Source organism: Arthrobacter sp. 2RAF22 (genome assembly GCF_052115325.1).
Lineage (GTDB): Bacteria > Actinomycetota > Actinomycetes > Actinomycetales > Micrococcaceae > Arthrobacter.
This window is the reverse complement of the sequence record NZ_JBFRGL010000001.1, coordinates 658,102-670,562: the sequence shown is the minus strand read 5'-3', so window position 1 is coordinate 670,562 and position 12,461 is coordinate 658,102. Positions and strand designations below refer to the sequence as shown.

The 12,461-nt window shown below is 64.1% G+C and carries 11 protein-coding genes; 9 read left to right on the top strand and 2 right to left on the bottom strand.

Annotated features, from left to right (window positions below; all coding sequences use genetic code 11):
* Positions 1 to 116: 116 nt before the first annotated feature.
* Entirely contained in the window at positions 117 to 1,124 is a 1,008-nt protein-coding gene (gene rarD / locus AB4068_RS03100) for an EamA family transporter RarD (protein ID WP_441432626.1), read from the bottom strand.
* Between the two features lie 186 nt (positions 1,125 to 1,310).
* On the opposite strand from rarD, the gene AB4068_RS03095 reads away from it, so the two are divergent.
* The 9 genes from AB4068_RS03095 to AB4068_RS03055 all read left to right on the top strand — a co-directional run bounded on the left by AB4068_RS03095 (position 1,311) and on the right by AB4068_RS03055 (position 11,652).
* Positions 1,311 to 2,744, top strand: a complete 1,434-nt coding sequence (locus tag AB4068_RS03095; protein ID WP_441432625.1) for an FAD-dependent oxidoreductase — start codon at positions 1,311 to 1,313, stop codon at positions 2,742 to 2,744.
* Between the two features lie 117 nt (positions 2,745 to 2,861).
* Positions 2,862 to 4,307, top strand: coding sequence for an amidase (locus AB4068_RS03090; RefSeq protein ID WP_441432624.1), 1,446 nt, complete (start codon positions 2,862 to 2,864; stop codon positions 4,305 to 4,307).
* Positions 4,308 to 4,327: 20 nt separating this feature from the next.
* Entirely contained in the window at positions 4,328 to 4,606 is a 279-nt protein-coding gene (locus tag AB4068_RS03085; protein ID WP_441432623.1) for a hypothetical protein, read from the top strand.
* Between the two features lie 70 nt (positions 4,607 to 4,676).
* On the top strand, positions 4,677 to 6,041 hold the full coding sequence (locus tag AB4068_RS03080; protein ID WP_284990976.1) for a GAF domain-containing protein: 1,365 nt from the start codon (positions 4,677 to 4,679) through the stop codon (positions 6,039 to 6,041).
* Positions 6,042 to 6,123: 82 nt separating this feature from the next.
* Positions 6,124 to 6,750 carry a hypothetical protein gene (locus tag AB4068_RS03075; RefSeq protein WP_306959030.1) on the top strand — a complete coding sequence of 209 codons (627 nt, stop codon included), beginning with the start codon at positions 6,124 to 6,126 and terminating at the stop codon, positions 6,748 to 6,750.
* A gap of 131 nt (positions 6,751 to 6,881) precedes the next feature.
* Positions 6,882 to 8,405 (top strand): acetaldehyde dehydrogenase ExaC, encoded by a 1,524-nt coding sequence (exaC, locus tag AB4068_RS03070; protein ID WP_441432622.1) that lies wholly within the window; start codon positions 6,882 to 6,884, stop codon positions 8,403 to 8,405.
* Positions 8,406 to 8,529: 124 nt separating this feature from the next.
* Positions 8,530 to 9,552, top strand: coding sequence for an alcohol dehydrogenase AdhP (gene adhP, locus AB4068_RS03065; protein ID WP_284990979.1), 1,023 nt, complete (start codon positions 8,530 to 8,532; stop codon positions 9,550 to 9,552).
* Positions 9,552 to 9,968, top strand: a complete 417-nt coding sequence (locus tag AB4068_RS03060) for a DUF779 domain-containing protein (RefSeq protein ID WP_059387249.1) — start codon at positions 9,552 to 9,554, stop codon at positions 9,966 to 9,968. Before adhP ends, AB4068_RS03060 begins: the two co-directional genes overlap by 1 nt.
* A 112-nt stretch (positions 9,969 to 10,080) precedes the next feature.
* Positions 10,081 to 11,652, top strand: a complete 1,572-nt coding sequence (locus tag AB4068_RS03055; RefSeq protein ID WP_306959028.1) for an amino acid permease — start codon at positions 10,081 to 10,083, stop codon at positions 11,650 to 11,652.
* Between the two features lie 45 nt (positions 11,653 to 11,697).
* Here AB4068_RS03055 and AB4068_RS03050 read toward each other — a convergent pair whose 3' ends face one another.
* Positions 11,698 to 12,333, bottom strand: a complete 636-nt coding sequence (locus AB4068_RS03050; protein ID WP_441432621.1) for a DUF2461 domain-containing protein — start codon at positions 12,331 to 12,333, stop codon at positions 11,698 to 11,700.
* Positions 12,334 to 12,461: the final 128 nt, after the last annotated feature.

The following is a 12,461-nucleotide window of genomic DNA, read 5'->3' as shown; positions in this document are numbered from 1 at the left end:
ACCTTCAGGTGGACATGCCCACCTCTACGCACCAAGGATGGACATAGCCTGACTATGTCCATCCTTGGCGTTTAACGAGGGGCATGTCCGGTATGGGCGCCAGGCAGGGAAGCGGACTAGGCCGCGCTGAGGCGTGCGCTTTTCCTGATGACCGAGTTCTTGCGTGCCGTGCGCAGCATGTCGAGGGTCAGGAGCAGCAGGGCCAGCCACACGATCCCGAAGCCCACCCAGCGGTCCGGCGTCATGGCCTCGTGGAAGACGGCCAGGGCCACGATGAACTGGAGGACCGGCGCGAAGTACTGCAGCAGGCCGATGGTGGTCATGGGCAGTCGGCGTGCGGAGGCACCGAAGAACAGGAGCGGCACGGCCGTGATGATGCCCGAAGCCGCCAAAAGCCAGAAATGGCCCGGGCCGTTGCTTCCCAATGTTCTGGCTCCCGTGAGGCCGAGGACAATCATGGTGGCGCCGGCGATCGGAGCGAGGACAACAGTCTCCACCGTGAGGCTCGTGATGGCATTGACCTTCGGCCCCACGCGCTTCTTCACGAATCCGTAGAGTCCAAAGCTGAACGCCAGGACCAGGGCGATCCACGGCAGCTTGCCATAGGAGACCGTCAGGACCCCGACGGCGATGAAGCCGATCCCGACGGCGGCCCACTGGAGCGGGCGGAGCTTTTCCTTCAGGACGAACACCCCAAGAAGGACCGACACGAGCGGGTTGATGAAATAGCCGAGCGAGGCTTCGACCGCGTGGCCGGTGGTAACGCCGAAAGTGTAGGTCAACCAGTTGATGGCGATGAGCCCGGCAGCGATGGCGAGCGGGCCAAGGACCGCCCGGTCCCTGAAGGCGTTGCCGAGGAGGCGCCATGTCCGGGTGATGGTGATGAGCAGGGCGCAGAAAATGAGCGACCACACCACCCGGTTGGCGACGATTTCCACCGCTCCGGCGGGGTGCAGCACCAGGAAGTAGAGCGGAAGCAGCCCCCACAGACCGTAGGCCCCGATACCGAAGACGACGCCCGCCGTCGTCTCCTTCTTCGCCGTGGCAGCGGCGGAAGCTGCAGTTGCAGCATTCGAAGCGGGGGTGGCGGACGGGGCGGGCGCGGTTTGCTCGGGCGTAGACACAAAGTCAAGAACATCACATATTGCGGAGGTATTCCTGACCGTACGGCCGGAAAGTTATTGTGAGTTTCCTCGCCCCGTTGTGTCACCTCGCGCCACGTACTGACACTCCGGCCGCAACTGAGAACTAGAATTGGAAACTGCGCGCCCCACCACGCGGGGCGGATTCCCGTCTCAGAAGGGTTCACGGTGTCCAACTCGGCCGAAACCACCTCAAAACGTCCGTTGCGCGTCGCCATCGTCGGCGCAGGACCGGCCGGCGTGTACGCCGCGGATATCCTGACCAAATCGAACGAGGTCAAGGACGGCGACGTTGAGGTCAGCATCGACCTCTTCGAGGCATACCCTGCGCCGTACGGCCTGATCCGCTATGGCGTAGCCCCTGACCACCCCCGCATCAAGGGCATCGTCAACGCGCTTCACAAGGTCCTGGACCGCGGAGACATCCGCTTCCTCGGCAACGTGACGTACGGCCGCGACCTTACGCTGCACGACTTCCGCTCGTTCTACGACGCGGTGATCTTCTCCACGGGGGCCATCAAGGACGCGGACCTGAACATCCCGGGAATCGAACTGGAAGGCTCCTTCGGCGGCGCCGACTTCGTCTCCTGGTACGACGGACACCCCGACGTGCCCCGCGAATGGCCGCTGGATGCCAAGGAAGTGGCGGTCATCGGCAACGGCAACGTGGCGCTGGACGTGGCCCGCATGCTCTCCAAGCACGCCGACGACCTCCTGGTGACCGAAATCCCGGACAACGTCTATGCCGCCCTCAAGGCCTCCCCGGTCACGGATGTGCACGTCTTCGGCCGCCGTGGCCCCGCCCAGATCAAGTTCACTCCGCTGGAGCTGCGCGAACTCTCGCACTCCAACGACGTGGACATTGTGCTGTACCCGGAAGATTTCGAGTTTGACGAAGCCTCGGACGAGGCGATCCGCAGCAACAACCAGATCAAGACCATGGTCAACACGCTGACCAATTGGCTCGTCGAAGAACATGCCGAAGCCGAGCAGCCCTCGTCCCGCCGCCTGCACCTGCACTTCCTGCACAGCCCGGTGGAGATCGTTTCCGAAGACGGCTCCGGGAAAGTCTCCAGTATCAAGTTCGAGCGCATGAAACTGGACGGCACGGGCAACGTCAAGGGCACCGGCGAGTTCGTGGACTATCCGATCCAAGCGGTCTACCGCGCCATCGGCTACCACGGATCGCCGCTGGACGAGCTTGAGTACGATGCCCGCCGCGGCGTCATTCCCAACGACGGCGGACGGGTGCTGGACGCCGACGGCAAGCCGGTGCCCGGTATCTACGCAACTGGCTGGATCAAGCGCGGACCCGTCGGCTTGATCGGGCACACCAAGGGCGATGCACTGGAAACCATCGGCTGCCTCCTGGAGGACCGCCTCACCCTGCCCCCGGCCGAAAACCCGGACCCGCAGGCCATCATCAACCTCCTGGAAGAGCGGGGTATCGAGTACACCACCTGGGAAGGCTGGAACAAGCTCGATGCGCACGAACTAGCCCTCGGTGCCGCATGGACCGCCGAAAACCCGGACGCCGGCGTCGTACGCGAACGCATCAAGGTGGTCCCGCGCGAGCACATGATCGAGATCTCGCGCGGCTAGGGGACGCGGCTCGCGCCTGACGGCTCGCGGACCGCGCCTAGCGGCTAGCCGCGCACCGCGCCCATCGGCTCGCGGACCGCGCCTAGCGGCCCCGGCCGACCGGTCCTAAAATGAGCCATGGACGAGGAGCTCCGCTGGACGGACGCCGTCGGGCAGGCAGAACTGGTGCAGAGCGGCGCGATCTCGCCGGGCGAACTGCTCGACGCCGGCCGTGACCGTATCCGCGAGATCGATCCGGTCCTGCATTGCATCGTCGCGCACCTGGAGCCCGGAGCAGAAGGCCCGGCTCCTGGCGCTCCGTTTCCCCGGGTTCCCTTCCTGGTGAAGGACCTCTCGCTCGAGATCGCCGGAGCTCCCTTCAACGAAGGCTCCCGCTGGTTGAAGGACAACGTCTCAAGCCAGGACCAGGAACTTGCCCGCCGGTACCGCCAAGCCGGACTTGCGATCCTCGGGAAGACCAACACACCGGAATTCGGGCTCAGCCCGCATTGCGAGCCGGCCTTGCATGGTGCCACCCGAAACCCTTGGGACCTGGGGCTGTCCACCAGCGGCTCCAGCGGCGGGTCCGCCGCCGCCGTCGCCTCCGGAATGGTCCCCATGGCGCACGGGAACGATCTTGGCGGATCCCTGCGCTACCCGGCCGCCTGGTGTGGGGTTTTCGGGTTCAAGCCGACCCGCGGACGGGTTCCCATGGGCCCGGAGTATGGCGACGTGGCCGGGGGATTCGCCGTCGAACATGCGCTGACGCGGAGCGTTCGTGATTCGGCGGCGCTCCTTGACGCGACGGCCGGTCAGTCGCCCGGCGATCCATATTGGGCGCCGCCCCGGGCCCGGCCATTCCTGCTTGAGGCCGGAACTGCTCCTGGAAAGCTTCGCATCGCCGCAACCGCGACGCCCAACTCCGGGCAACAAGTGCATCCGGACTACCTAGGGGTGTTCGAGGAAACCGTGGAATTGCTGGCCGGGCTGGGCCACAGTGTCACGGAAGCGCACCCCGAGGGCCTGGGACGGGCCGGGCACCGGGCGGTCAGGGCCGTCTATGGTGGCGCGATCGCGTGGATCGAGGCGTACTGGACGCAGCGGATGGGTAGGCCTCCGGAAGCCGGTGAGATCGAGCCGTTCACCGCAGCCGACGTCGAGCGCTCGCGGGCTCTGACAGGTGGCCAGTATCTCCTCGGCATGGGGGAATTGCAGCGCTTCAGCCGCCGCCTGGCTGGATTCTTCGAGGAATTCGACGTCTGGATGACACCCACCGTCGGCTGGCCACCGTTGCCCCTCGGAACGCTGAATGGAACCGAGGAAGAACCGCTGCGCGGCGAGCGCGAAGCGGGCCGCTTCCTCATGTTCGACGGCGAATATGCCAACATCTCGGGCAACCCGGCCATGTCGGTGCCACTCGGAGTCGACTCGGCCGGCCTGCCGGTGGGCATGTCCTTCCTTGGCCGGTTCGGAGACGAGGCCACGCTCTTTCGCTTGGCGGGCCAGCTCGAGAAGGCCGCACCCTGGGCGGACCGCAAACCTGAAGCCCTCGAGCGGGCGTTGGCGGCACCGCACTCAAGCTGAAGCACGACAGGAGAGAAGCAATGTTCATGGGCGTCTACCATTTCGACGGAGATCCCGCTCAACTGCTGGAAGGCCACCAGCGCATGGTGGGCCTCCTGCCACCCGGTGCGTTGAAGATCCACGTGTGCCTATCCACTGAGGGTGGCATCTCGGTCTACGACACCTGCCCGGACAGGGCAACATTTGACCGCTTCAGCAGCGGCCACAGTTTCGCGGAACTCGTCGCGGAAGTCGGCTTGCCCGTACCCCGGATCGAAGCGTTGGGTGACGTCGAGTCGTACGAAATCCACCCGGAGTGAGCGGGTACACAAACCCCTGCGTCGCAACTAGACTGGCCCGTACTGTGCTGCGTCCGGTTTTGGGAGTTCGATGAAGAATCCGATCCATCCGGCAGCTTCGGTCAATGACGCCGCCGAGCTGCTGCAGCGTCATGCCCGCGCCGGGCACGAACACTTGGAATCGTGGCGTTACGGGCTTCCCGACGCCACGGAGCTTCCCGGTCTACGCAGCCTGATCAAGGAATCCTGGCAGCGATCCGCCCAGCTCAAAGCAAACCCGGACCAGCCCGAGGCGCCGCTGGTCATCGACCTCGACGAGCTCGAGGAATACCGCCGCCAACACCCGCTGGCCACCATCATGCCCGTCATCCAGAAGCTCCTCATCCAGCCCAGCTATGAGAGCGGGCTGCTGGTCGCCGTGGGGGACGAGCTGGGCCGCCTGCTGTGGGTAGACGGAAATCCCGCGATGCGGCGCCGCGCCGAAGGCATGATGTTCGTCGCCGGCGCGGACTGGTCCGAAGCCGCGGTCGGCACGAGTGCGCCCGGCACGGCGCTCGCCTTGGGCCGTGGAATCCAGATCTCCGGTGCCGAGCACTACAAGCGCTCCGTCCACCCGTGGAGCTGCACCGCGGTGCCCTTCCATGACCCTGATTCCGGAGCCCTGCTCGGCGTCGTCGACATCACCGGCACGGAAGCGGCCGTCGCACCCCACACACTTTCCCTCGTTGAAGCAACCGTGGCGGCCGCGCAGGCGCAATTACGGGTGGAAAGGCTCCAACTCGCGGCCACTAAGCACTCTGCGCCTGCCCGACGCCGGAACTCGCCTTCCGCCGTCGGCTCACGCCAGGGGACAGGACTGTACCGGAACAGCCTCCAGCTGCTCGGCCGGGACCAGGCCTTGTTGAGCATCGGAGGGCGCAGCATTCCGCTGTCCGCACGGCACAGCGAGATCCTGGCGTTGCTGGGAACCCGTCCCGAAGGGCTCAGTGCCGAGGAGCTCGCCCTGGCCCTCTATCCGGGGGATGGCTCGAGCGTGACGTTGCGGGCCGAAATGGTGCGCCTGCGCAAGGTGCTCCACGAGCTCGACCCCGCCGCGGTCCCGGAATCACGCCCCTACCGGCTCCCGATCGACCTTGGCCAGGATGCGGCCCAGGTTCTGTCCTGCCTGCAGCGGGGCGCCCACCGCATCGCGCTGGAGATCTACAAAGGCGCCGTCCTTCCGCATTCGGAAGCGCCCGGCATCGTGGAGCTCCGCGAGAAGGTTTCGGCGCTCCTGCGCGAGGCGGTCCTGAACGACGGCAGTGCCGAGGCGCTGCTCAAGTATGCCGGACTGCCCGAGGCGAAGAACGACGTCGACGTCCGGCTTGCCGCCCTCAGGCTCCTGCCGCCGCGCTCGCCGAAGCGGGCCGCCGTCGTCGCCGAGCTAGAACGACTGGAAAGCGAACTGTCGGCCTGAGGCGGGCCCTCGTGTGGCACTCGGGCAATACGGAGTTTTGGACCGTATCGTAGAAGCGAGCCAAACGAAAGAAGCTTCCTCCGTGTTGAACAAACGCCTCGCCGTTGCCCTGACCATGTCCGGACTCCTTGCCGGAGTCACAGCCTGCGGGGCACCCGCCCAGACAGCGCCCGCGTCGGCAACGCCTTCGACTTCGGCCACGCACTCGGCTTCGGCCACCACGGCTGCCGCCGACTGGGGACTTGATCCCGCGGCGGGCGCCCAGAGAATCAAGGCCGCAGGTCTGGATATCCTGACCGCCGAAGGCACAGCCGAGCACTACCACGCCCATCTGGACGTCCTGGTGGATGGCAAAGCCGTCACGGTCCCGGCCGAGATTGGTTTCAGTTTCGGGGCCGACGGGCAACCCAACGGAATCTCGGCACTTCACACCCACGACACGACTGGCGTCATCCACATCGAAGCGCCCACCGCCGGCCTGAAGTACACGCTCGGCCAGGTCCTCAGCGAATGGGGAGTGTTGGACGGCAAGGATGCCACCGGAGCACCGCACGGCGGAACCGGAGGTTGGACCGTATACCTGAACGGCGTAAAACAGAGTGCGCCGGTGTCTGACGTGGTTCTCAAGGCCCACGACGAAGTGGTGCTCTCCTTCGGTTCCGCACCTTCGCCGGTTCCGAGCTCCTACAATTTCCCTGCAGGTCTCTAGCTTTCCGGCCCGGCAGGGGAGTACTGCCCCGACGTGATCTGAACCATAAGGTTGCAACCTGCTTGCAACCTCCCCGCTCCTACGCTGATGGCACAGCAAAGCCACCATCATGCGCAGCAAAGGAGCTACAGATGACTGTTTATGCACAGCCGGGTGCCGAGGGTTCGAAGGTCACGTTCAAGGACCGTTACGAGAACTGGATCGGCGGCGAGTGGGTTGCCCCGGTCAAGGGGCAGTACTTCGAGAACATCACCCCGGTGACCGGCAAGGCCTTCTGCGAGGTGGCCCGCGGCACGGCCGAGGACATCGAGCTGGCACTGGACGCCGCGCACAAGGTGGCACCGTCCTGGGGCAAGACCTCCGCGACCGAACGCGCCGCAATCCTGAACAAGATCGGCGACCGCATCGATGAGAACGTCGAGCTGCTGGCGGTCGCCGAGACCTGGGACAACGGCAAGCCGATCCGCGAAACCCTGAACGCGGATATCCCCCTCGCGGCGGACCATTTCCGCTACTTCGCCTCCGCGATACGTGCCCAGGAAGGCCACCTGTCCCAGCTGGACGAGGACACCACCGCGTACCACTTCCACGAGCCCTTGGGCGTCGTGGGCCAGATCATCCCGTGGAACTTCCCGATCCTCATGGCTGTGTGGAAGCTCGCCCCGGCCCTGGCCGCGGGCAACGCCGTCGTCCTCAAACCCGCCGAACAGACCCCCTCCTCCATCCTGGTCCTCATGGAACTCATCTCCGACCTGCTGCCCGCCGGCGTCGTGAACGTTGTCAACGGCTTCGGCGTCGAGGCCGGCAAGCCGCTCGCCTCCAGCCCGCGAATCCGCAAGATCGCCTTCACCGGCGAGACCACCACGGGCCGGCTCATCAGCCAGTACGCGTCACAGAACCTGATCCCCGTGACCCTGGAACTGGGCGGCAAGAGCCCTAACATCTTCTTCGACGACGTCGCCGCGCAGAACGACGCGTTCTACGACAAGGCCCAGGAAGGCTTCACGCTCTTCGCCTTCAACCAAGGCGAAGTCTGCACCTGCCCCTCCCGCGCCCTGGTCCAGGAAGGCATCTACGACTCCTTCATCGCCGACGCCGTGGCCCGGACCAACAAGATCATCCAAGGCAACCCGCTGGACACCGACACCCAGATCGGTGCCCAGGCCTCCAACGACCAGCTGGAGAAGATCCTCTCCTACATCGACATCGGGAAGCAGGAGGGCGCGAAGGTCCTCACCGGCGGCGCCCGGACCGAGCTTTCCGGTGACCTCGCCGGCGGCTACTACGTCCAGCCCACCATCTTCGAAGGCCACAACCGGATGCGGATCTTCCAGGAAGAGATCTTCGGCCCCGTCGTGTCCGTCACGAAGTTCAGCGACTACAACGACGCCATTGGGATCGCCAACGACACCCTCTACGGACTCGGCGCCGGCGTCTGGTCCCGCAACGGCAACGTTGCCTACCGGGCAGGCCGGGAGATCCAGGCTGGCCGCGTCTGGGTCAACAACTACCACGCCTACCCGGCCGGTGCCGCGTTCGGCGGCTACAAGTCCTCCGGCATCGGACGCGAGAACCACGCTATGATGCTGGACCACTACCAGCAGACCAAAAACCTCCTGGTCAGCTACAACGAAAACAAACTCGGCTTCTTCTAAGCCTCATTTGACCTGGCGGGGCGGGACCAGCACAGATCCCTCCCCGCCGGCCCACCCTGGCCACCCCTCAGGAAAGCAGCACCTACACCGCACATCTAGTTTTAACGACGCAAGGATTTCGCCAATGACGACGACAATGCAAGCAGCCGTAGTAACAGAATTCGGACAAGACCTTCAGATCCAGTCACTTCCCCTTCCCACGCCCGGTCGAGGAGAAGCGCTGGTCAAGGTCATCACCAGCGGCGTGTGCCACACAGACCTGCACGCCGCCGAGGGGGACTGGCCGGTCAAGCCTTCACCGCCGTTCGTGCCCGGCCACGAAGGCGTGGGTGAAGTGGTTGCCCTCGGCGAGGGCGTCACCGACCTTGCCGTCGGGGACCTGGTGGGCAACGCCTGGCTATGGTCCGCCTGTGGCGATTGCCAGTTCTGCCGGACCGGTTGGGAGACGCTGTGCGAAGCCCAGAAGAACGCCGGCTATAGCGTGGACGGTTCCTTCGGTGAGTACATGCTGGTGGACAGCCGGTTCGCTGCGAGGATCCCGGCAGGTTCGGACCCCGTAGAGGTCGCCCCGGTGCTGTGCGCCGGAGTCACGGTCTACAAGGGATTGAAGATGACCGAGGCCAAGCCGGGCCAATGGGTCACTATTTCCGGCATCGGCGGCCTGGGACACATCGCAGTCCAGTACGCCGTGGCCATGGGCCTGCGGGTTGCCGCTGTGGACATCGCCGACGACAAGCTCGCCCTCGCCAGGAAACACGGCGCCGAGCTCACGGTCAACGCGCTGCACGAAGATCCGGCGGAAGTCATTCAACGGGAAACCGGAGGCTGCCACGGCGTCTTGGTCACGGCGGTGCACCCCTCGGCGTTCGGGCAGGCGATCGGCATGGCCCGCCGTGGCGGGACCATCGTCTTCAACGGACTCCCGCCGGGAGACTTCCCCGCGCCGATCTTCGAGATCGTGCTCAAGGGCCTGACCGTCCGTGGTTCGATCGTGGGAACACGCCAGGACCTGGAGGAAGCCCTGGACTTTTACGCGCAGGGCAAGATCCACCCGACCGTGTCCACGCGGGAGCTCTCCGAGGTGAACGCGGTCTTTGACGAAATGAAGCATGCCAAGATCGACGGCCGCGTGGTGCTGAGGTTCTAATGCCCCGCAACAGGCTTGACGCCGCAGTGACACTGCCCGGGGAAGACTTTTCCCGGGTGGCGCTCACCGCCGTTTCCATCGAACTGCTCCGGAAGCTGTGGGAGCAACACGGTCCCCTCATGTTCCACCAATCGGGTGGCTGCTGCGACGGTTCCTCACCCATGTGCTATCCCGCCGGCGAATTCATCACCGGTGATTCGGACGTTCTGCTCGGACTTTTCGATATTGGCGAGCCCGAGCGGCCGCAGCTCCTGGAGTTCTGGATGTCCCGGGAGCAGTTCAATTACTGGTCCCACACCCATCTGACGGTGGACGTAGTGGACGGCCGCGGGAGTGGGTTCTCAGTGGAATCGCCTGAGGGGAAGCGCTTCCTTATCCGTTCCACGTTGATGGATTGGAACGTCTCCAATCTCTGAAGATGGACCGTGCTTGTGTCTCACGATTCGGGACAAATGTGGGGGTCCATTGGCTGGACACTACTCTTGATGAGTCTGTTTCTACCACCTCATCAAGATTGTGGACTCTTCTATGAACCTCTTCCGGACCAAATCGATCGAGCAGTCCATTGCGGACGCCGATGAGCCCGGACGCAAGCTCAAGCGTTCCCTCAGCACGTGGGATCTGATGATCATGGGCGTCGCCGTTGCCGTCGGCGCCGGGATCTTCTCCGTCGGTGCCAAGGCGGCTGCGAACTTCGCCGGCCCGGCCGTCACGATTTCCTTCGCCGTCGCGGCCGTCACGTGTGCCTTGGCCATCATGTGCTACGCCGAATTCGCTACCGCGATCCCTGTTGCTGGGTCCGCCTACGTCTTCACCTACGCCACGATGGGAGAAGTCCTCGCTTGGATCATTGGTTGGAACCTCATCCTTGAACTCTTTACCGCTGCTGCGGTGATCGCCAAGTACTGGGGAATCTACTTGAGCAAAGTCTTTGCGCTCATGGGTGTGGATATGCCTCCGGCCGTGAACATCGCCGGCGTGGATCTCTATTGGGGCGCTTTCCTGATTGTCGCGATCTTCACGGTGCTCCTGGTGCTTGGCACGAAGCTCTCCGCACGGGTGGGCAACGTGTTCACGCTGATCAAGATCGCCGTGGTGCTGTTCGTGATTGTTGTCGGGTTCACCTACGTGAAGTTCTCCAACTACGCGCCCTTCGTCCCGGCATCGCAGCCTACCGGGGGCAACGACGGCGCGGATGTCATGAAGCAGTCCTTCTTCGGCTTCCTCACTGGTGCGGTTCCGGCGCAGTACGGAACGCTGGGCATCTTTGCCGGCGCAGCGTTGGTGTTCTTTGCCTTCATTGGCTTCGACGTTGTCGCCACCTCAGCGGAAGAGGTCAAGAACCCGCAGAAGACCTTGCCACGGGGCATCTTCGGCGGCCTGGCGCTGGTGACGCTGCTGTACATCCTGGTCTCCCTGGCCCTGACCGGCATGGTGTCTTACACCCAACTGGCCGAAGCCAAGAACCCCACCCTGACCACGGCCTTCGAGGCGGTTGGAAACACCGACGCGGCCAAGGTCATTGCGTTTGGCTCGCTCATCGGTTTGACCACCGTCATCATGGTGCTGCTCATGGGCCTGGCCAGGGTGGTCCTTGCCATGAGCCGTGACGGCCTGCTCCCGCGCGCGCTGTCCAAGACCAGTGCCAAGCGTTCGACGCCGGTCCGCCTCCAGATCATCTGCGGCGCTGCCGTGGCAATCGTCGCTGGCCTGACCAACGTGGATCTTCTCGAGGAAATGATCAACATAGGTACCCTTTCGGCCTTCGTCATGGTGAGCCTGGGCATCCTGGTCCTGCGTAAGAAGCGTCCAGATCTGAAGCCGGCTTTCCGGGTTCCGTTCGGCAAGGTGCTTCCCGTGGTCTCTGCCGTCCTGTGCGTCTACCTGATGACAAACCTGGCAGTGGAGACCTGGATCTTCTTCGCCATCTGGCTGGCAATCGGACTTGCCATCTACTTTGCCTATGGACAGCGCCACTCCCGCTTGAACGAGAAGTTCGCATCGGCGAAAGCCGCTGTGGCCGGGAACGCCGCTATGTCCGACAAGGCCGCGGCTTCCGACAAGAGCGGCGACGACGAAGACAGCCTCAGCAAGGTTTGATCCCGGGACCGGGCTCACTGCTTGGCTAGATTCACGGCCCTACGCTTACGGCGCCGCGTGTTCGTTGACCCATTCCACAAGCGGGCGCAGTACCTCCCAACGCTTGGCGATTTCTTCTTTGGCCGAGGGCTTGGACATCCATTCCGGTTCGCCCAAGGTCATGCCTGCGGACAACGACTTGTGCTTCAGAAGCTCGGCCCGGGGATGGTCTTTGTCGAAACCACGAGGCACGGTCTTGAGCTTCTCGCCTTCCACCGCGAAACCTGCCCCGGCGATGGAATCGACGATCTTCTGCAGTTGCTCCCCGCTGGCCGGCGAATCCGTGGCTGCGCGGAAACGGGCAATCTGCTCCGGGGTGCGCGAGTGGCATCCACCCCCGACCAACAGGCCGTCTGCACTGAGCTGGAGGTAGAAGCCGACGCCCTCCTTGTCTGCCGCAAACGCTCCCTGTGCCGTCTTGTAGGGGGACTTGTCCTGGGAAAAACGGATATCCCGGTTCGGACGGAACACCTTGCCCGGCCCGAATCGTGGCTCAAGCTCGTCCAATAACAGCGTCAATGGCTCCTTCACGGCGGAGTCGTAGATGTCTTTGTGCTCCAGCCACCATTCGCGGTTGTTGTTCTCTTCAAGTTCGGCATAGAAGGCGATCGCCTCTGCGGGGATCCCGGTAAATGTGCTCATGTAAGGATCCTATGGATCACCATGCCGAACTAGCCAGAGCCACCGCTTGCTATGTGGAAAACCCGCCGAGGAACGCTAAACAAGACCCGCTATTCATGCCATAAAAAGCAACCCCGCCACGTAAATTC